The organism is Amycolatopsis sp. NPDC003731, assembly GCF_053586895.1.
The window spans coordinates 1-19,184 of the sequence record NZ_JBSFNC010000115.1 but is presented as its reverse complement, the minus strand read 5'-3'; the positions used below and the strand labels follow the sequence as shown (position 1 = coordinate 19,184).

At 72.8% G+C, this 19,184-nt stretch carries 20 protein-coding genes and 1 pseudogene; 14 read left to right on the top strand and 7 right to left on the bottom strand.

Translation table 11 applies throughout. From position 1 onward, the window contains the following. The first annotated feature begins 25 nt into the window (after positions 1 to 25). A complete protein-coding gene (locus ACWDN5_RS34470) occupies positions 26 to 436 on the top strand; it encodes a YkvA family protein (protein WP_310977293.1) in 411 nt (136 codons plus the stop codon). A 29-nt stretch (positions 437 to 465) separates the two neighbouring features. Continuing rightward, on the top strand, positions 466 to 1,308 hold the full coding sequence (locus ACWDN5_RS34465; protein ID WP_449679226.1) for a TIGR03619 family F420-dependent LLM class oxidoreductase: 843 nt from the start codon (positions 466 to 468) through the stop codon (positions 1,306 to 1,308). Here ACWDN5_RS34465 and ACWDN5_RS34460 read toward each other — a convergent pair. Next, positions 1,301 to 2,236: a LysR family transcriptional regulator gene (locus ACWDN5_RS34460; RefSeq protein WP_449679225.1), complete on the bottom strand. Its 936-nt coding sequence runs from the start codon at positions 2,234 to 2,236 to the stop codon at positions 1,301 to 1,303. The two genes, ACWDN5_RS34465 and ACWDN5_RS34460, sit on opposite strands and share 8 nt — an antisense overlap. A gap of 71 nt (positions 2,237 to 2,307) precedes the next feature. On the opposite strand from ACWDN5_RS34460, the gene ACWDN5_RS34455 reads away from it, so the two are divergent. From ACWDN5_RS34455 to ACWDN5_RS34445, 3 genes are read left to right on the top strand one after another with little or no spacing between them, the layout of a single operon-like run. After that, entirely contained in the window at positions 2,308 to 3,012 is a 705-nt protein-coding gene (locus ACWDN5_RS34455; RefSeq protein WP_310977296.1) for a succinate dehydrogenase cytochrome b subunit, read from the top strand. Next, positions 3,012 to 4,934 carry a fumarate reductase/succinate dehydrogenase flavoprotein subunit gene (locus ACWDN5_RS34450; RefSeq protein ID WP_449679224.1) on the top strand — a complete coding sequence of 641 codons (1,923 nt, stop codon included), beginning with the start codon at positions 3,012 to 3,014 and terminating at the stop codon, positions 4,932 to 4,934. Before ACWDN5_RS34455 ends, ACWDN5_RS34450 begins: the two co-directional genes overlap by 1 nt. Continuing rightward, a complete protein-coding gene (locus tag ACWDN5_RS34445; protein ID WP_449679223.1) occupies positions 4,931 to 5,677 on the top strand; it encodes a succinate dehydrogenase/fumarate reductase iron-sulfur subunit in 747 nt (248 codons plus the stop codon). The genes ACWDN5_RS34450 and ACWDN5_RS34445 overlap by 4 nt, the downstream gene beginning before the upstream one ends. 6 nt (positions 5,678 to 5,683) lie before the next feature. Here the strand turns inward: ACWDN5_RS34445 and ACWDN5_RS34440 are convergent, their stop codons facing one another. Next, positions 5,684 to 6,391, bottom strand: coding sequence for an ArsR/SmtB family transcription factor (locus tag ACWDN5_RS34440; protein WP_310977299.1), 708 nt, complete (start codon positions 6,389 to 6,391; stop codon positions 5,684 to 5,686). Between the two features lie 112 nt (positions 6,392 to 6,503). Between ACWDN5_RS34440 and ACWDN5_RS34435 the strand changes: the two genes are divergently transcribed. Further along, positions 6,504 to 7,682 carry an MFS transporter gene (locus ACWDN5_RS34435; protein ID WP_449679222.1) on the top strand — a complete coding sequence of 393 codons (1,179 nt, stop codon included), beginning with the start codon at positions 6,504 to 6,506 and terminating at the stop codon, positions 7,680 to 7,682. Between the two features lie 299 nt (positions 7,683 to 7,981). Here the strand turns inward: ACWDN5_RS34435 and ACWDN5_RS34430 are convergent, their stop codons facing one another. Together ACWDN5_RS34430 and ACWDN5_RS34425 are read right to left on the bottom strand one after the other, a co-directional pair. Then, positions 7,982 to 8,380 carry a hypothetical protein gene (locus ACWDN5_RS34430; RefSeq protein WP_310977301.1) on the bottom strand — a complete coding sequence of 133 codons (399 nt, stop codon included), beginning with the start codon at positions 8,378 to 8,380 and terminating at the stop codon, positions 7,982 to 7,984. Further along, complete coding sequence (locus ACWDN5_RS34425) at positions 8,377 to 8,913, bottom strand: MarR family winged helix-turn-helix transcriptional regulator (protein WP_449679221.1); 537 nt, start codon at positions 8,911 to 8,913, stop codon at positions 8,377 to 8,379. Before ACWDN5_RS34425 ends, ACWDN5_RS34430 begins: the two co-directional genes overlap by 4 nt. A gap of 165 nt (positions 8,914 to 9,078) precedes the next feature. Here ACWDN5_RS34425 and ACWDN5_RS34420 point away from each other — a divergent pair, with 165 nt between their 5' ends. Together ACWDN5_RS34420 and ACWDN5_RS34415 are read left to right on the top strand one after the other, a co-directional pair. Next, positions 9,079 to 11,094, top strand: coding sequence for a phosphocholine-specific phospholipase C (locus tag ACWDN5_RS34420; RefSeq protein WP_449679220.1), 2,016 nt, complete (start codon positions 9,079 to 9,081; stop codon positions 11,092 to 11,094). Between the two features lie 122 nt (positions 11,095 to 11,216). Further along, the gene (locus ACWDN5_RS34415; RefSeq protein WP_310977304.1) at positions 11,217 to 11,516 is read left to right on the top strand and encodes a DUF1540 domain-containing protein; all 300 of its coding nucleotides are present in this window, start codon (positions 11,217 to 11,219) and stop codon (positions 11,514 to 11,516) included. Between the two features lie 74 nt (positions 11,517 to 11,590). On the opposite strand, the gene ACWDN5_RS34410 is transcribed toward ACWDN5_RS34415, so the two are convergent. Then, on the bottom strand, positions 11,591 to 12,571 hold the full coding sequence (locus ACWDN5_RS34410; RefSeq protein WP_449679219.1) for a methyltransferase: 981 nt from the start codon (positions 12,569 to 12,571) through the stop codon (positions 11,591 to 11,593). A 64-nt stretch (positions 12,572 to 12,635) separates the two neighbouring features. On the opposite strand from ACWDN5_RS34410, the gene ACWDN5_RS34405 reads away from it, so the two are divergent. From ACWDN5_RS34405 to ACWDN5_RS34380, 6 genes are read left to right on the top strand one after another with little or no spacing between them, the layout of a single operon-like run. Then, the gene (locus ACWDN5_RS34405; protein ID WP_449679218.1) at positions 12,636 to 13,250 is read left to right on the top strand and encodes a helix-turn-helix domain-containing protein; all 615 of its coding nucleotides are present in this window, start codon (positions 12,636 to 12,638) and stop codon (positions 13,248 to 13,250) included. Between the two features lie 52 nt (positions 13,251 to 13,302). After that, positions 13,303 to 14,469 (top strand): NAD(P)/FAD-dependent oxidoreductase, encoded by a 1,167-nt coding sequence (locus ACWDN5_RS34400; protein ID WP_449679217.1) that lies wholly within the window; start codon positions 13,303 to 13,305, stop codon positions 14,467 to 14,469. Continuing rightward, on the top strand, positions 14,466 to 14,729 hold the full coding sequence (locus tag ACWDN5_RS34395; RefSeq protein WP_449679216.1) for a (2Fe-2S)-binding protein: 264 nt from the start codon (positions 14,466 to 14,468) through the stop codon (positions 14,727 to 14,729). Before ACWDN5_RS34400 ends, ACWDN5_RS34395 begins: the two co-directional genes overlap by 4 nt. Then, positions 14,726 to 16,012 (top strand): FAD/NAD(P)-dependent oxidoreductase, encoded by a 1,287-nt coding sequence (locus ACWDN5_RS34390; protein WP_449679215.1) that lies wholly within the window; start codon positions 14,726 to 14,728, stop codon positions 16,010 to 16,012. Before ACWDN5_RS34395 ends, ACWDN5_RS34390 begins: the two co-directional genes overlap by 4 nt. Further along, positions 16,009 to 16,920 carry a dihydrodipicolinate synthase family protein gene (locus ACWDN5_RS34385; protein ID WP_449679214.1) on the top strand — a complete coding sequence of 304 codons (912 nt, stop codon included), beginning with the start codon at positions 16,009 to 16,011 and terminating at the stop codon, positions 16,918 to 16,920. Before ACWDN5_RS34390 ends, ACWDN5_RS34385 begins: the two co-directional genes overlap by 4 nt. Beyond that, on the top strand, positions 16,921 to 17,922 hold the full coding sequence (locus tag ACWDN5_RS34380; RefSeq protein ID WP_449679213.1) for a proline racemase family protein: 1,002 nt from the start codon (positions 16,921 to 16,923) through the stop codon (positions 17,920 to 17,922). On the opposite strand, the gene ACWDN5_RS34375 is transcribed toward ACWDN5_RS34380, so the two are convergent. Then, on the bottom strand, positions 17,919 to 18,272 hold the full coding sequence (locus ACWDN5_RS34375) for a VOC family protein (RefSeq protein ID WP_310977312.1): 354 nt from the start codon (positions 18,270 to 18,272) through the stop codon (positions 17,919 to 17,921). The two genes, ACWDN5_RS34380 and ACWDN5_RS34375, sit on opposite strands and share 4 nt — an antisense overlap. Positions 18,273 to 18,725: 453 nt before the next feature. Further along, positions 18,726 to 19,184, bottom strand: a pseudogene (locus ACWDN5_RS34370) (Crp/Fnr family transcriptional regulator); the annotation flags it as partial.

Genomic DNA, 19,184 nt, shown 5'->3' with positions numbered 1-19,184 from the left:
GGGACGCACCCGTAACCTCGAGCGGGTGACGGGAGCGTTCTGGTGGGATCTGCTGATCGGGGTCGCGGCCGCCCTGCTGCTCGCGTGGGCCGCCCTCGTCGTCGCGCTCGTGATCGTCCGGCCGCGCGGGGGACTGCTGCGGGAGGCGCTGCGGCTGCTGCCGGACGTGCTGAGGCTCGTGCGCCGGCTGGCCGCCGACAAGACGCTGCCACGCGGGGTCCGGATCCGGCTCGGCCTCCTGCTGGCCTACCTCGCGCTGCCGATCGACCTGGTGCCGGACTTCATCCCGGTGCTCGGGTACGCCGACGACGCCATCATCGTCAGCGCCGTCCTGCGCTCGGTCGTGCGCCGCGCCGGGCTCGAGGCCGTGCGGGCCCACTGGCCCGGGACCGACGACGGGTTCGCCGCTTTGACCCGCTTGACGAAGTTGCCTTGACGTGCACGGCAACCTTTAGCTTTCCGTGGGTGAAGTTCGGAATCAGCTACAGCACCCCCTTCTTCGGCGCCGGCCCGGAAACGATCGCCGGGTTCGCCCGGGACGCGGAGGAGTGCGGGTTCGAGTCGTTGTACCTGCCGGAGCACGTCGCCCTGTACCCGGGCGCGAAGATCGGGCCGATGGCGCTGCCGCCGTCGCTGCCGTTCGCGGACCCCTTGGAGTGTCTCAGCTTCGTCGCCGCCGTCACGAGCCGCATCCTGCTGGGCACCGGCGTCCTGCTGCTGCCCTACCACCACCCGGTCGTGCTGGCCAAGCGGCTCGCGACGATCGACGTGCTGTCCGGCGGACGCATGCGGCTGCTCACCGTCGGCGTCGGCGCCCTGCCCGGCGAGGCACGGGCGGCCGGCGTCGACTTCGCCACCCGCGGCCGCCGGACCGACGAGGCCATCGACGTCCTGCGCCTGCTTTGGGCGGGCGGTGAAGAGGGCGTCTCCTTCGCCGGCGAGTTCTTCTCCTTCGAGGACGCCTGCATCTTTCCGAAGCCGGCCGGCGTCCGCACGTTGCCGATCCACGTCGGCGGTTCGAGCACGGCCGCGGCCCGCCGCGCCGGCCGGCGCGGCGACGGGTACTTCCCCGGCGGCGCGCTCACGGCGGACGAACGCCGCCGCCAGTTCGAGCTCGTCCGGGCCACCGCGAGCGACCCGGAGACCATCGAGTACACGCGCTGGGGTGCACCGGACATGTCCACAGAGGACGTCGAGGAGCTGGCTCGGCAAGGGGTGACCCGCATCGTCGTGACGCCCGGCACGGCGGAACCCGGCCGCAGGCGGGCGGAGATGGCGGGGTTCGCCGAGCGGTTCGGCCTCAGCTGATCTCGTCCACCAGGGACTCGATGCCCGGCGGCAGGCTCTCCCTCCGGGCCCGGTCGGCCACGAACCCCGCGATCGCCGCCCGCAGCGCGCGCACCGCCCGGGTCGGTTCCAGATCGGCGCGGTGGGCCAGCTGCACCACGCGCGTCATCCCCGCGTCGGGCGTGAAGCGGGTCATCCGGAACCGGTCGCCGGCCACCGTGCTCGGCACCACCGCCGCGCCGACCCCCGCACGGACCAGTTCCAGCACCGCGTCCATCTCGCCGCCCTCGATCGCGAACGACGGCTCGAACCCGGCCGCGCGGCAGGCGTTGACCGTCGCTTCCCGGACGTCGTAACCGCGGCGGAACATCACCAGCGGGACGTCGGCGAGCTGCCCGATGCCGAGGCGGTCACCGGCGACCGGCGCCTCCGGGGCGGAGATCACCACCAGCTCCTCCAGCAGCAGCGGGGTCGCCGTCAGGCCGGCGTCGGCGGTGATCCGGGCGCCCGCCAGCAGCGCCAGGTCCAGCGCGCCCTCGGCCAGCCGCTGCCGCAGGTCACCCGACCCGCTCTCGTGCAGCTCCAGCTGGATGCCCGGGTACCGGCGGCGGAAGGCCGCGAGCATCGCGGGCAGCAGGCCCGTGCACAGGCTCGGCGGCGCACCCAGCCGGACGCGGCCGCGGTCGAGCTCGGCCAGTTCGCGGATGGCCAGCCGCGCGGTTTCGGTGTCGGCGAGGATCCGCCGCGCGATCGGCAGCAGCGTCTCGCCGGCCTCGGTGAGCGTGACGTTGCCGCGGATCCGGTGGAACAGCGGGGCGCCGAGGTCGTGTTCGAGCGCGCGGATCTGCTGGGACAGCGACGGCTGCGCCACCCGCACCTGTTCGGCGGCGCGGGTGAAGTGCCGGTGCTCCGCGACGGCGACGAAGTACGCGAGCTGCTGGAACTGCATAGTCACAGCCTATCGACAATAGAGTCATCATGTCTTTGACCTCTGGTCGACGCGCTCTTACCGTCGATCGGGTGGTGAACACCCTCGCCCCGCACCGGCGCTCCGCCGTCCGGCGCTTTTGGGCCTCGACGATCGGCAAGAAAGCCGTCATGGCGGTGAGCGGCCTGCTCCTGCTCGCCTTCGTGTTCGCGCACATGGTCGGCAACCTCAAGACGTTCCTGGGGGCCGGCGACCTCAACCACTACGCGGGCTGGCTGCGCACGATCGGCGAACCGGTGCTGCGCCGCGAGTGGTTCCTCTGGCTCCAGCGCGCGGTCCTGCTCGCCGCGCTGGTCCTGCACGTCACCGCGGCCGTGCAGCTGGCCCGCCGCGACCGCCGCGCCCGCCCGGTCCGGTACGCCCACCGGCCGCCGTCGCACGGGACCTTCGCGGTGCGGACGATGCGCTGGGGCGGCGCGACGCTCGCGGTGTTCGTCGTCTGGCACCTCCTGGACTTCACCGTCGGCACGGTGAACCAGGACTTCGTCCCGGGCGACCCGTACCACAACCTCGTCGCGGACTTCCGGGTCTGGTGGGTCAACCTGATCTACCTCGTCGCCCTGGCCATGCTGGGCCTGCACATCCACCACGGCTTCGCGAGCGCCGCGCGCACGCTCGGCGTCACCCGCCCGCGGCGGGAGCGCGCGATCCGGATCTTCGGCAGCACGACGGCGGTCGTGGTCGCGGGCGGCTACGCCCTCGTCCCGGTCGCGATCATGACGGGACTGGTGCACTGATGTCCGACTACCGCGTCGGCGACCCGATCGCCGACACCAAAACCCCGCACGTTCCGCTGGACCAGCGCTGGGACGAACGGAAGTTCGCCGCGAAGCTGGTCAACCCGGCGAACCGGCGCCGGCACCGGGTGATCGTGGTGGGCACCGGGCTGGCCGGCGGCTCGGCCGGCGCGACGCTGGCCGAGCAGGGCTACCACGTCGTCCAGTTCTGCTTCCAGGACTCCCCGCGGCGCGCGCACTCCGTCGCCGCCCAGGGCGGCATCAACGCCGCGAAGAACTACCGCAACGACGGCGACTCGGTGTACCGGCTCTTCCACGACACGGTCAAGGGCGGCGACTTCCGGGCCCGGGAGTCCAATGTGTACCGGCTGGCCCAGGTGTCGGCGCAGATCATCGACCAGGCCGTCGCCCAGGGCGTCCCGTTCGCCCGCGAGTACGGCGGCCTCCTGGACACGCGGTCGTTCGGCGGCGTGCAGGTGCAGCGGACGTTCTACGCTCGCGGCCAAACCGGCCAGCAGCTGCTCATCGGCGCGTACCAGGCGCTGTCCCGGCAGATCGACGCCGGGAACGTCGAGCTGCACGCGCGCACCGAAATGCTCGACCTCGTCGTGGCCGGCGGCCGGGCCCGCGGCATCGTCGCGCGCGACCTGGTCACCGGTGAGATCACCACACACCTCGCGGACGCCGTCGTGCTCGCCACCGGTGGGTACGGCAACGTCTTCTACCTCTCGACGAACGCGAAGGGCTCCAACGCCACCGCGATCTGGCGGGCGCACAAACGCGGTGCTTACTTCGCGAACCCGTGCTTCACCCAGATCCACCCCACGTGCATCCCGCGGTCGGGCGAGCACCAGTCGAAGCTGACGCTGATGAGCGAGTCGCTGCGCAACGACGGCCGCATCTGGGTCCCGAAGCAGGCCGGCGACACGCGGCCGCCGGGGGAGATCCCCGAGGACGAGCGCGACTACTACCTCGAACGCCTGTACCCGAGCTTCGGCAACCTCGTGCCGCGCGACATCGCCTCGCGAGCGGCGAAGAACGTGTGCGACGCCGGCTTCGGCGTCGGTCCCGGCGGTCTCGGCGTCTACCTCGACTTCGCCGACGCGATCGCGCGCCTGGGCCGCCCGGCGATCGAGGCCCGCTACGGCAACCTCTTCGACATGTACCAGCGCATCACCGCGGAAGACCCGTACGCGGTGCCGATGCGGATCTACCCGGCCATCCACTACACGATGGGCGGGCTGTGGGTGGACTACGACCTGCAGAGCACCATCCCCGGGCTGTTCGTGATCGGCGAGGCGAACTTCTCCGACCACGGCGCCAACCGGCTCGGCGCGTCGGCGCTGATGCAGGGCCTCGCCGACGGCTACTTCGTGCTTCCGGCGACGGTGAACGACTACCTCGGCGGCACCCGGCTCGGCGACGTCCCCGAATCCGCGGTTCTCGAAGTGGAGACCGAGGTGCGCGACCGGATCTCCCGGCTCCTGGCGGTGCGGGGGACGCGGTCGGTCGACTCGTTCCACCGCGAGCTGGGGTTGCTGATGTGGGACCACTGCGGGATGTCCCGCACCCGCGAAGGCCTGCGCAAGGCCCTCGACCGGGTGCCCGGGCTCCGGGCGGAGTTCTGGCGGGACGTCCGCATCCCGGGCGGCGGCGCGGAGCTCAACCAGGAGCTGGAGAAGGCCAACCGCGTCGCGGACTTCCTGGAGCTGGCCGAGCTGATGCTCGTCGACGCCCTCGCGCGCGAGGAATCGTGCGGCGGGCACTTCCGCGAAGAACACCAGACGTCCTCGGGGGAGGCGCTGCGGGACGACGAGAACTTCGCGCACGTCGCCGCGTGGGAGTACGGCGCCGAGCCGGTGCTGCACCGCGAAGAACTGGTTTTCGAGCACGTCCACCCGACCCAGCGGAGCTACACATGAAACTCACCGTCCGCGTCTGGCGGCAGGCCGGCCCGGCCGCGGAGGGGCGGCTGGTCGCCTACCCGGTCGACGACGTCAGCCCGGAGATGTCGTTCCTCGAGCTGCTGGACGTCCTGAACCAGCGGCTGATCGAGGAGGGCGACGAACCGGTGGCGTTCGACCACGACTGCCGCGAAGGCATCTGCGGCTCGTGCGGCGTGGTGATCAACGGCCGCGCCCACGGCCCCGAGCGCACGACGTCGTGCCAGCTCCACCTGCGCTCCTTCGCCGACGGCGACGTGATCGACGTGGAACCGTGGCGCGCGGCGGGGTTCCCGATCATCAAGGACCTGGTGGTCGACCGTTCGGCGCTCGACCGGATCGTCCAGGCGGGCGGGTACGTCAGCGCGCCGACGGGAAGCGCCCCGGACGCCCACGCGACACCGGTCCCCAAGCCGGACGCGGACCTGGCGTTCGACAACGCCACGTGCATCGGCTGCGGCGCCTGCGTGGCGGCCTGCCCGAACGGCTCGGCAACCCTGTTCACGGCGGCGAAGGTGACGCATCTGAGCTTGCTGCCGCAGGGTGGGCCGGAACGCGCGAGCCGGGTCCTCGACATGGTGGGGGCGATGGACGCCGAGGGTTTCGGCGGTTGCACGAACACGGGCGAGTGCGTGGCGTCGTGCCCGAAGGGAATTCCGTTCGCGAGCATCGCGACGCTGAACCGGGAGTACCTCGCCGCGTCGCGCTCCGGGCGGCGCTGACGACTGTCAGAAACCCGGCAGCAGGGTACCGAACCGGCGGCGCCCCCGTGGGGTGATCCGCAGTTCGCGCTCTCCCGGGCCCCGCCGGACCAGGCCGTCGGCCAGGAACGCCTCCAGGACTTCGTGGCCGAGGACGCCTCCGAGGTGGGGGACGCGGTGGGTGCGGTCCAGGCACGCCGTCGCCGGGCGGCGGCGGCCCGGGGCCACCTCCGCCGGGGTGACCCCGAGGTCCCGGAACGCCGACAGGTCGTCGCCGAGGACGACGTCCGCCGCGGAACCGTCCGGCGGCCGCAACGCTTCCCGCGCGACGAGCAAGGCGAACACCGCCACGCCGAGCCGTCCCGCCGCGTGGTCGTAACACGTGTGCGCGAGGTCCGCGCCCGACTCCGTCCGATCCGGTGGCGCGATGCTCTCGTTGCCGGCGTAGTGCGCGAGGGCGGTGAGCACGCCCAGGAGGTCTTCGCGGCCGACGCGGTACATCGCGTGCCGCCCGGTGTGTTCGACCGTCACCAGCCCCGCCGCTCGCAGGCGGGCCAAGTGGTTGCCCAGCCGGGGTGCGGTCACCCCGAGCGCGTCGGCCAGCTGCACCATCGTGTGCGGGCCTTCCGCCGCCAGCACCTGCAGGGCCGTGAGCCGCACCGGGTCGGCCAGCTCGCGCGTCAGCTCGACGATCGCGCCCTGGACCGCGTTGCCCGCATCGACCAGTCCGCCCATCACCGTTCCTTCCGACGCGCGCGAGCCTAGCACGCTTCACGAGTACGTGAATGATGATTGCTCACGGCGTCGACCGGGAACTACCCTTCACATCCTCGTGAAGGGTGGATGCATGCGAAGTCTCCTGTGGGGCCGCGGGGTTTCCGCGCTCGGCGACGGCCTCTGGTTCACGATCTGGGCGCTGTACCTCACCCGGATCGCCGGGCTCCCGCCGGTCACGGTCGGCGCCGGACTCGCCGTGGCGAGCGCCGTCGGCATGGCCGCCGCCGTGCCGTTGGGCGCCTTCGCCGACCGGGCGGGCGCGCGGCCGGTCCTGGTCGTGCTCACGCTCGTGCGGGCCGCCGCGATGGCCGGTTACCTTGCGGTGGACGGCACCTGGTCGTTCCTGGCCGTGACGGTGCCGTTCACCGCCTTGGCCACCGGCGGCACGGCGGTGCGGACCGCGCTCGTCACGGCGCTCGTCACCGAACCCGCCGAACGGGTGCGCGTGCTGGCGCAGCAGCGGGTGGCCCAGCACGTCGGGTACGCCGCCGGTGCCGGGCTCGGCGCGCTGGTGCTCACCGCCGACGCGCGGTGGGCCTACACCCTGGCCATCGCCGGGAACGCCGTCAGCTTCCTGGTGCTCGCCGGCGCGACCCTGCTCGTGCCCGCACCCGCCCGGACCCCGGTCCGGACTTCGACCCGGGCGGTGCTGACGGACCGGCCGTACCTGTGCGTCACCGCGGCCACGGCCGTGCTTTCGCTGTGCTGGGCCATGTTGTCGGCCGGCCTGCCGCTCTGGCTGTCCGGCCGGACCCACCTGCCGCTGGGCCTCGGCGGGGTCGTGGTCGTGCTCAGTTCCGTCGGGATCGCGGTGTTCCAGGTGCCGTTCGCCCGCTTCGCCCGCACGACCGGCCAGGCCGCGCGGACGGCGGTGGTGTCCGGCGTGGTGCTCGCGGTGAGCTGCGTGCTGCTCGCCACGACGTCCGGCGGGTCGGGCGCGGCCGCGATCGCGGTGGTGGGAATGGCTGCGGTGCTGCACGTCGTCGGCGAGCTGGCGTACGTGGCCGCCAACTGGGGCCTGTCGGTGCGGCTGATGCGCGAAGACGCCAAGGGCGCCTACCAAGGCGCGACCGAAGCGGCCACGGCCACCGTGCAGATGGTGGGGCCCGGGGTGTTCACGCTCGCCGTCGGCGGGCTCGGCGGCCCGGGGTGGTTACTGGTCGCGGTCGTGTTCCTAGCGGCCGTCGCGCCCGTGCCGGCGTTGACCCGCTGGGCGGTCCGGACACGGCAGCCCGTGGCGGCCCGCTGAGCGACGCACGTCACCCTCGAAGTCCGGAACACCAGCGGGGACAGGACGTTGTACAGGGTGTAGGTACGGTGGTGCCCCCGGGCCTCACCCCTTGCCTTCACGGAATACCAGTCCGGCTGGAGCCGTGTTGAGCCTTCCGCCGCGAGGCGGCCCCCGTACCGGCCTCGAACTCCCGTCTCCGCTCGCAGGTCGACCCCCCTCGGACCTCCGCTGGGCGGAGACGGGCCTGAACCACCCCGCGTTTGCCGCCCCCGGCGCCGGGTACACCGGTCCCGGCGGTGCCCGCCCGGTGTTCGAGCTCAGCCCGTGGTCTCCACAACCCGGGCGCCCGGGCGGGCCATCGCTGCCATCAGCGGGTGCCAGCGCGTGGCGTCGAAGATCAGCGTGATGGCTTCGATCTTCCCGTCGCGCAACCGGAAGTGCTCCGCCGTGTGCTGCGTGCCGACCGGGGTCGCGGTGTGCACGTCGTAGACGAGCGTGGCTTCCGTTTCGCCGTAGAGCTCGCTGATCAGGTCGACGCCCGTGACGACCCCGACGAATCCCGCGAGGCCGTCCAGGTGGCCGCGGGCGTCGGCGGATTCGATCAGCGGGCTGCGGAAGGTGAACGTGCCGGCCAATTGCGCGGCCGCCGCGGTCACGTCCCCGTCGAAGCGGGCGCGGTGGTAGGCCTGCACGGTTTCCCTTGTCTGCGTGGTCATCGGTCCTCCAGGTGGCGGGTGAGGTGGTGCTGGTTTTCGGCCAGCCGCAGGCACAGGTGCCGCAGCTGGGCCGTCTCGGCGGTGGTGAAGCCCCGGAAGAGCGCGGCCATGGCGAGCTGGGACGGCCGCCGGAACTCCTCCAGCCACGTCCGGCCCTCCGCGGTGATCCGGACCTGGACCGCCCGCCGGTCGCGCGAGTCGGGCACGCGCTCGGCGAGCCCGGTGCGTTCGAGGGTGTCGACCAGGCCGGTCACGTTCCGGGAGCTCACCCCGGCGGACGCGGCGAGGTCCTTGATCTGCGCGCCGCCGGTGGCGAGCCGGATCAGGATGTCGAGGGCACCGGGGCTGAGGCCACGGCTGTCGGTGCCCCGGGAGCGCAGCGCCTCGAGGCTCCGCGCGGCCGTGCGGACGGCGGCCGCGGCTTCGAGCACGCCGGTGTCTTCGCCGAGGGTGAAGCCGGCCAGCGCACTGCGGACGTCGGGGGAGTAGAGCCGGTCGTCCTCGTCCCGGGCCAGGTTGGGTACGTCGTTCATAGTGAAGAGCTACATTAGTACGTACTTCCTTATCTCTGTCAACAGCCTGTCCGCTCGCAGGCGTTAACCAGGCTTTCGCCCGCCGTTAGCCTCGGTCCCGGGACAGGTTCCCTTTTCGCCGCCCATACTGACCCGGCTCGCCACCACGACACCCCCGGAGTCCCCATGACGGACGTCAACCGACGACGTTTTCTGCAGCTGGCCGGCGGTACCGCCGCCCTTTCCGCACTGTCCACCAGCATCGCCCGCGCGGCGGAGATCCCCGCGTACCACCGGACCGGGACATTGCGGGACGTCGAGCACATCGTGGTGCTGATGCAGGAAAACCGGTCGTTCGACCACTACTTCGGCACGCTGCGCGGGGTCCGCGGCTTCGGCGACCCGCGGCCGGTGACCCTGGCGAACGGCAAGTCGGTCTGGGCGCAATCGGACGGCAAGCGCGACATCCTGCCGTTCCGTCCCGAAGCGGACAACCTGGGCCTGCAGTTCATCCAGGACCTCCCGCACGGCTGGAACGACACGCACGCGGCGTGGAACGCGGGCCACTACGACAAGTGGGTGCCCGCGAAGGGTTCGACCACCATGGCGTACCTGACCCGCGAGGACATCCCGTTCCACTACGCCCTCGCCGACTCGTTCACCATCTGCGACGCCTACCACTGCTCGTTCATGGGCTCGACCGACCCGAACCGCTACTACATGTGGACCGGGTACACGGGCAACGACGGCAAGGGCGGCGGTCCGGTCCTCGGCAACGACGAAAAGGGCTACTCCTGGACGACCTACCCCGAGCGCCTGGAGCAGGCCGGGGTGTCGTGGAAGATCTACCAGGACATCGGCGACGGTCTCGACGCCGCCGGCGGCTGGGGCTGGATCGAGGACGCCTACCGCGGCAACTACGGCGACAACTCGTTGCTGTACTTCAACTCCTACCGCAACGCGAAGCCCGGCGACGCCCTCTACGAGAAGGCCCGCACCGGCACGAACGCCAAGGCAGGCGAGGGCTACTTCGACCGGCTGCGCGCCGACGTCAAGGCCGGCCGGTTGCCGCAGGTTTCCTGGATCACCGCGCCCGAGGCGTTCTGCGAGCACCCGAACTGGCCGGTGAACTACGGCGCCTGGTACATCGCGCAGGTTCTCGACGCGCTCACCGCGAACCCGGACGTGTGGAGCAAGACCGCGCTGTTCATCACCTACGACGAGAACGACGGCTTCTTCGACCACGTCGTCCCGCCGTACGCGACGGCCGGACAGTCCACTGTGGATACCACGGGGGAGGTCTTCGCGGGCTCGGCGGCGAACCCGGCCGGCCCGTACGGGCTCGGCCAGCGCGTGCCGATGCTGGTGGTGTCGCCGTGGAGCAAGGGCGGCTACGTCTGCTCGGAGACGTTCGACCACACGTCGATCATCCGGTTCATCGAACGGCGCTTCGGCGTGCACGAGCCGAACATCACGGCCTGGCGCCGCTCGGTGTGCGGCGACCTGACGTCGGCGTTCGACTTCGCCCGGACCGACGCGCGGGTGCCCGCCCTGCCGGACACCGCGGGCTACGAGCCGCCGGACCGCCTGCGGCACCCGGACTACGTGCCCGCCGTCCCGGCCCACGCGGTGCTGCCGAAGCAGGAGCCCGGAGTGCGGCCGGCGCGGGCGCTGCCGTACGACCTCGCCGCCGACGCCCACGTCGGGACGGCGCTGAACCTGACGTTCGTCAACCAGGGCCGGGCGGGCGCGACGTTCTACGTCACCTCGCCCGGGGGCGACCCGCGGACGTACACCGCGGGCGCCGGCTGCTCGCTGGCCGCCAACCTACCGGTGACCGGGGGCTACGACTACACCGCGCACGGTCCGAACGGGTTCGTCCGGCAGTTCCGCGGCGGCTTGGCCGGGCCCGAGGTGAGCGCGCGTCCGGAGGGGCGCAGCGGCAACCTGGCGCTGGTGCTGACCAACAGCGGCCCGACGCCGGTGCGGCTCACCCTGACCGACGCGTACACCCGCCGTTCGACGTCGCGGCTGCTGCGGCCGGGCGCGCGGGTGGTCGAGGTGGTGGACACGCGGCGCAGCGGCAACTGGTACGACGTTTCGATCGTGTCGGACCGCGACCCGCGCTTCCTGCGCCGCCTGGCCGGCCACGTCGAGACGGGGCGGCCGGGCACGAGCGACCCGAACACGCTCACCGACTGAGGGGCCGGCGCTCGATCGGGGGCGTTTGTCACCCGGCCGGGGCCGCGTCCGTTGCGAGCCCCGGTTCCGGGTGGGAGCGTCGGTGAACCGACTGTTTTCCCACCACGGAACCAGGAGAGCGGATGACCACCACCGAGATGCCGGCCGTGCACGAGTGCACGGTCAGCGGCTGTTCCTACAACCACGACGGCTGCCACGCCTTCGCCATCACGGTCGGCGGCGGCAACGGATCGGCGGACTGCGGAACCTTCGTCCCGCTGAACACGAAGGGCGGCTTGGACCGGGTCGTGGCCCAGGTCGGCGCGTGCTCGAGGACGGACTGCCGGCACAACTCGGCACTGGAGTGCACGGCGGACAACATCCGCGTCGGCCCCGGCGAGGGCGGCCACGCGGCGAACTGCCTGACGTACACGACCCGGTAGCCCCGGCCGGTCCGGACGAGCGCCCTGCCGCGGCGCTCGTGAGTGGTAAGGCGGGTTCCAACCCGCCTTACCACTCACGACCGGGCGTGGGTGGCCGGTCTGAACTCCAGGGCGGTGCGGCCGTCGGACACCTTTGTCGTCGCGCGCAGGACCAGGCCGCAGCCCTCGGCCAGCTTCGTCAGCTCGGCCGCTGTCCTCTCGCGGCCGCCGAAGCACATCAGCATGAACAGATCCATGGCCGTGCCCGCGGCCTGGCGCAGCGGCTCGATCACCACCACCGTGCCGTCGTCGCCCGCCGCGCGGCGGCAGCCGGCCAGGATGACTGCCGCGTGCTCGTCGTCCCAGTCGTGCAGGATGTCCGAAAGCACGTACGCGTCCGCCCCCGGCGGGAGCGGGTCGAAGAAGCTGCCGGGCACCGCCTCCGCCCGGTCGGCGAGCCCGTTCGCCGCGAACCGCCGCGCCGCCGCGGCCGCCGACGGGGCCAGGTCCAGCACCGAGCCGCGCACCGACGGGTGGGCGCGCAGGATTTCCGCCAGCACGACGCCGTCCCCACCGCCGACGTCGACGATCCGCGCGAACCGCCCCCAGCCGAACCGCGCGGCGATCTGCGGCGCCTGCACTCGGAACCGCCAGTTCATCTGGGCGTCGAACGTGCGCCGCAGCCGGGGTTCGGCGTCGAGGTCCGTCCAGAAGTCCCGGCCGTACCGCTGCTCGTAAGCCGGCCGGCCGGTGGTGATCGTGCCCAGCAGGTCGGCGAACGCGAGATCCGCGCGCCCACCCGCCGCGTCGATGTCGAGCAGCAGCTTGACGCCGTCGTCCCGCAGCTGCGCCCCCAGCTCCGTGGGCCGGTACCGGCCGGACTCCGCGTCGAACGCGAACACCCCGGCCGTGACCAGGTGGTCCAGCAGGCAGGTCAGCGCCGAGGGAGACGCATCGGTGAGGGAGGCGAGTTCGGCGGCCGTCGCCTCGCCGTGCTCGGCGAGGCCGAGGGTCGCCGCCACCCGGATGGCCATGGGCGTGGCCAGCTCGGCCACCCCGAGGATCGACTGTGTCACCCGGTCGAGCTTAGCGACGACGTGGCATCATGACGATCGGCAAACCGAACGAAGGGCGTCGCTGATGGACGCTTTACCGAACGATGACGGCGGTCCGTCGATCCGCGACATGCTGGCGGTCAACCTGCGCGCGGCACGGGCGGCGCGCGGCCTGTCGCTGTCGGAGCTGTCCCGGCGGTCCGGGATCGGCAAGGCGACGCTGTCGCAGCTCGAGGGCGGCACCGGCAACCCGACCATCGAGACCGTTTTCAGCCTGTCCCGGGTTCTCGAAGTGGCCATTTCCGACCTGCTCGACCACCGCCCGCGCGGGGGACTGACCGTGGTGCGGGCCGCCGGGGTCGAGGTGCTCCGCGGCGAGGGCGTCGACCTGCGGCCGCTGCGCCGGATCGAGGCCGAGAACAGCGTCTTCGAGGTCTACGACCAGGTCGTCCGCGGGGACGCGCCGCAGCGCTCGCAGGGGCACGTCGGCGTCGAGCACACCGTCGTGCAGGCCGGCCGGCTGTGCGTCGAGGTCGCCGGCCGGAGTGTGGACCTCGGGCCCGGTGACTACGTCGCGTTCGACGCCCGCGAGCCGCACAGCTACACCGCGCCGGACGGGCCCGTGCAGTCGGTGCTGCTGCTGCAGTACCGCGCGGAGGAACGCCTCGACGGCCGGCCGCACCCCGTCCTGCCGGATTGACACCCTTCCTGATCGGGACCTATCGTTCGCTATACCGAACGCTGGAGGGTTGATGAACCGAACGCGGGTGGTGGTGATCGGCGCCGGTATCGTCGGCGCGGCGTGCGCCCGGGAACTCGCCCTGGCCGGTTTCGACGTCCTGGTCCTCGACCGCGGCCGGCCCGCGGGCGGCACGACGTCGCACGGCGAAGGCAACCTCCTGGTTTCCGACAAGGGGCCGGGCGCCGAACTCACCCTCGCGCAGCTGTCCGCCCGGCTGTGGCCGCAGGTGCTGGCCGAAATCGCCGGAGACGACCCGCGCGCGGCGGCCGCGACGGAGTTCGACCCGAAGGGCGGCGTCGTCGTCGCCACCACCGAGGCCGGCGCCGGCGCGCTCCTCGCGTTCGCCGAGGCCCAGGCCGGGGCCGGGGTGCGCACCGAGCGCCTCGACGCGGCGGACGTCGCGGCGGCCGAACCCGCGCTGACCCGCGAGGTGACCGCCGCCGTCCGCTACCCGGAGGACGCCCAGGTGCAGCCGGCCGGCGCCGCGCTCGCCCTGCTGGGTTCGGCGCTGCGCCACGGCGCCCGGCTGCGCACCGAAGCCGAGGTCACCGGCGCCGAGGTCCAGGACGGCCGGATCACCGGCGTCCGCGTGGCCGGCGAGCCGGTCGAGGCGGACGTGGTGGTGAACGCGGCGGGACCGTGGTCCGGGCCGGTGTCGGCCCGGCTCGGCGCGCCGATCGCGGTCCGGCCCCGGCGCGGCGAGGTCCTGGTGACCACGCCGATGCCCGACGTGGTCCGGCACAAGGTCTACGACGCGGACTACGTCGGCGCGGTCGGCACCGGCAGCGGCGAGCTGCAGACGTCCGCGGTGGTGGAGTCGACCTGGGGCGGCACGGTGCTGATCGGCTCGTCCCGCCGCCGCGTGGGCTTCGACGACACGATCCGGCCGGACGTGCTGGGCGCGATCGCGGCCAAGGCGGTCCGCCTCTTCCCGGCCCTGGCCGACGCCGCGGTGATGCGCGCCTACGGCGGCTTCCGGCCGTACGTCGACGACCACCTGCCGGTGCTCGGCGAGGATCCGAGGCTCGCCGGCCTCTGGCACGCCACCGGGCACGAAGGGGCGGGGATCGGCCTGAGCGTCGGGACGGCCCGGCTGCTGCGCGAGCTGCTGACCGGCGCGACCCCGTCGATGCCGGTGGAAGAGTTCACCGTGGACCGTCCGGCGGTGCTGGCGTGAGCGAGCCGATCGAAATCACCGTCGACGGCGAGGCCGTGACCGGGCGGGCCGGCCAGACCGTTGCCGGCGTGCTCCTCGCCGCCGGCCGGCTGTCCTGGCGCACCACCAGGTTCGGCGCGCCGCGCGGCGTCTTCTGCGGGATCGGTGCGTGCTTCGACTGCCTGCTCACGGTCAACGGCGTCGCCGACGTCCGCGCCTGCCGCCGCCGCGCCGCCGACGGCGACGAGATCCGCACCCAGTCGCGGGAGGAAAGCGCGTGACGCACGTCGTCATCGTCGGTGCCGGGCCCGCGGGGCTCGCGGCGGCCGAGCACGCGCTCGCCGCCGGGGCCGAGGTCACCGTCCTGGACCAGGCGGACGTGCCCGGCGGGCAGTATCACCGGGGAGCCTCCCAGCAGTTCGAGGCGCTCCTGAGCCGGTGTGCGTGGTGGCCGGAAAGCAGCGTCTGGGCCCTGGAAGGCAAGCGCGTCCACGTCCTGCGCGGCCCGGCCGACGGGACGAACCGGCGGCGCCGCACCCTCGAACCCGACGCGCTGATCCTCGCCACCGGCGCGCACGACCGCGTCCTGCCGTTCCCCGGCTGGCAGCTGCCCGGCGTGTTCACCGCGGGCGCCGCGCAGGCGCTGGCCAAGGGGGAGCGGGTCGCGGTCGGGCGGCGGGTGCTCGTCGCCGGGGCCGGGCCGTTCCTGCTGCCGGTCGCCGAGTCCCTGGTGGACGTCGGCGCCGGAGTAATCGCCGTCCTGGAAGCGAACCCCGCGCGCACTGTCCTCAATGGATGGTCGTGGCGCGCGGCGGCGCACGTCGGCAAGATGAACGAACTGGTTCGTTACGCCGGCGCGCTGGCTCGGCACCGCATCCCGTACCGCATGGGCCGCGCGGTGATCGAGGCCCGTGGCGACGACCGGGTCCGCGAAGCCGTCACCGCGCGCGTCCGCGCGGACTGGTCGGTCGTTCCCGGCACCGAACGCACCTACGAGGTCGACGCCCTCTGCGTCGGGCACGGCTTCGTGCCGCAGCCCGAACTGGCCGTCGCGGCCGGCTGCGTTCTCGACGGCGGGTTCGTCCGGGTCGGCGACGACCAGCGCACCAGCGTCGACGGCGTCTTCGCCGCGGGTGAGCTCACCGGCATCGGCGGATCGGTCGCCGCGGCGGCGGAAGGCGCGGTCGCCGGTCAGGCCGCGGCCGGGCGGACGCCGGGCCGCGCGTTGCTCAAGCGACGTGACCACGCCCGCGCTTTCGCCCGCCGGCTGGCCGCCGCCCACCCGATCGGCGCGGCCTGGCCCGCCTGGCTGCGCGAGGACACCGTCGTCTGCCGTTGCGAGGAAACCACCTGCGGCGAACTGAAAAGCGCCGCCGCGGACCCGGCCACCCCCGGTCCGCACGCGCTCAAGCTCGGCACCCGCGCCGGCCTCGGCCCGTGCCAGGGCCGGATGTGCGGACCCGCCGTCGCCGAACTGTGCGGGGGCACCGAGCGCCACCACCGTCCGATCGCCCAGCCGATCCGCCTGGGCGAGCTCGCCGATCCGAAGGAGACCCCAGCATGAGCACCCGCGACCTCGGCGGCGTGGTCGTCGCCGCCGCGCTGCCGTACCGGGCCGACGACGCCGCACCGGCCGGGCTGGCTGTCGACTACGACGCGTACGCCGAACACTGCCGGTGGCTCGTCGAGAACGGCTGCCGCGGCGTCGGCCCGAACGGCTCCCTCGGCGAGTACTCCTCGCTCACCGACGACGAACGCCGCCGCGTCGCCCGCACCGCGATCGAGGCCGTCGGGACGGACGGGATCGTCGTCGTCGGCGTCCACGGCCCCGGCGCGCACCAGGCCCGCCACTGGGCCGAGGCGGCGGCCGAGGACGGCGCGCACGGCGTGCTGTGCCTGCCGCCGACGCTCTACCGCGCCAACCGCGGCGAGGTGCTCGCGCACTTCGAGGCGGTGGCGTCGGTGGGGCTGCCGGTGATGGTCTACAACAACCCGTTCGACACGAAAGTCGACCTCACGCCCGACCTGCTGGCCGAGATCGCGCAGATCGACAACGTCGTGGCGGTCAAGGAGTTCTCCGGCGACGTCCGCCGCGTGCTGGAGATCCGCGAGCGGGCGCCGGAGCTGGCCGTGATCAGCGGCGCCGACGACGTCGTCCTGGAGAGCCTGCTGATGGGTGCGACCGGGTGGTTCGCCGGGTTCCCCAACGTGTTCCCGGCCGAGTCGGCGCGCCTGTTCGAGCTGGCCAGGGCGGGCAAGCTGGAGGAGGCGAGGGCGCTTTACGAGCCGCTGGTGGCCGCGTTCCGGTGGGATTCGCGCACCGAGTTCGTCCAGGCGATCAAGCTCGGGATGGACATGGTGGGCCGGCGCGGGGGGCCGTGCCGCCCGCCGCGGGGGCCGCTTTCGGACGTCCACCGCGAACAGGTCCGTGCCGACATGGGCCGCGCGCTCGCGGCGCTGGGGGTGGCGTAGATGCGCTCGTCACGCGCGATCACGGCGGTCGACTCGCACACCGAGGGCATGCCGACCCGGGTGGTGACCGGCGGGGTGGCCCCGATCCCGGGTGCCACGATGGCCGAGCGGCGCCGGTACTTCATGGCGCACCTGGACCACCTGCGGCAGTTCCTGGTGAACGAGCCGCGCGGCCACTCGGCGATGAGTGGCGCGATCCTGCAGCCACCGTGCCGCGACGACGCGGACTGGGGCGTGGTGTACATCGAGGTGTCCGGCTGCCTGCCGATGTGCGGCCACGGCACGATCGGCGTGGCGACGGTCCTGGTCGAGACGGGCATGGTCGAGGTGACCGAGCCGACGACGGTGGTGCGCCTGGACACCCCGGCCGGGCTGGTGCACGCGGAGGTCACGGTCCGGGACGGGCGGGCGCTGAGTGTCAAGCTGCGCAATGTGGCGTCGTTCCTGGCCGAGCGCGACGCCGAGGTCTCCGTGCCCGGCATGGGTACGGTCCGCTACGACCTCGCCTACGGCGGCAACTTCTACGCCATCCTGGACCTGTCCTCTTTGGACATCCCGTTCGACCGGGCGGCGAAGGACCGGATCCTGACGGCCGGCCTGGCGATCATGGAGGCGATCAACGAGCAGCGGCCGCCGAAGCACCCGGCCGACCCCTTGATCGGGGGCTGCAAGCACGTCCAGTTCCTCGCGCCGGGTTCGGACGCTCGGGCGTCGCGGAACGCGATGGCGATCCACCCGGGCTGGTTCGACCGGTCACCGTGCGGCACCGGGACGTCCGCCCGGATGGCACAGCTGCACGCGCGCGGCGAGCTGCCGCTGCACACGCCGTTCGAGAACTCGTCGTTCATCGGCACGACGTTCACCGGTTCGGTGGTGGCCGAGACCACGGTGGGTGACGTGCCGGCGGTGGTCCCGGAGTTTTCGGGGCGGGCGTGGATCACCGGCACGGCGACCTATTTGTTGGACCCGTCCGACCCGTTCCCGACGGGGTTCGTGCTTTAGGCGGGCTGCCAGAGCTCGATGCGGTGACCTTCGGGATCGGTGACCCAGCCGAACCGCCCGACGCCGGCCATGTCCTGGGTTTCCTCGGCAACGTCCGCGCCGAGGGCCCGGAGCTGGTCGAGCATGGCGTCGAGATCGCGGACCCGGAAGTTGAGCATGGTTTGCTGGGTTTCGGAGCCGAAGTACCCGGTCCCGGCCTCGAAGGGGGCGAAGACGGTGGGGCCGGGCTCCTGCTGCCAGAGACCGTGTTCGTCGGCGTCGAGGCCGAGGCAGTCGCGATACCAGGCCCCGAGGGCGGCGGGATCATTCGCACGGATGAAGTACCCACCGATACCGACCACACGTTCCATGCGGCGATCCTGCCAGGCGGGTTGGCGGTGGGTGGGGTGACACGCGGGGTGCAGGGGCGGGGTGGAGGGCGGGTTGCGCCGCTCGCCGCCGGGCTGGTGTGGCCGGTCTGGCCTCGCGTGGCCTGGCCCGCCCCGCTTGGCCCGGGCCGGTCTCGCCTCGCCCGGGCGCCCGATCTGGCCCGGCGCCCGGGCTGGCCCGGCTTGGCCACGCCCGGCCCGGGCGGCGTTGCCGGCCCGGCCTCATCCGCCTCGCCGGGCCTGGCCCGGCTTCGCCCGGCCCGGCCTGGCCGGCGTGCGGCCCGGGCGTACCGGGTTGGACGGTGATGCAGGTTGCCGTTGTTCCCGTGGCCGTTCCGGTCCCGGCAGCGTCCGCGGTCACCGTGACCATTCACGTTGCGGCGAGCACCGTAGTCACCAGCTTTCGAAACCACGGCAACTTCGAGAGTTTCGGATTCAGCGGCCGATTTGGACGTCGTCGAGGGCGCCGAGTGCGTCGGGGACGAGGACGGCGGCGGAGTGGTAGGCGCTGATGAGGTAGGAGGTGATGGCGCGTTCGTTGGTGCCCATGTGTCGGATGTTGAGTCCGGGTTGGTGTTGGTCGGGGAGGGTTTTGGGGCGGAGGCCGATGACGCCGGCGTCGTTTTCGCCGGTGCGCATGGCGAGGATGGTGGTGGTGCCGGTGGTGGTGATGGGGATTTTGTCGCAGGGCAGGATCGGTACTCCGCGCCAGGCGGTGACCCGCTTCCCGTCGAGGACGATGGTGTCGGGGTAGATGCGGCGGGTGGTGCATTGGCGGCCGAAGGCGGCGATGGCGTGGGGGTGGGCGAGGAAGAAGCGGGTTTTGCGGCGGCGGCAGAGCAGGTCGTCGAGGTCGAGGGGGGTGGGTGGTCCGGTGCGGGTGGTGAGGCGTTG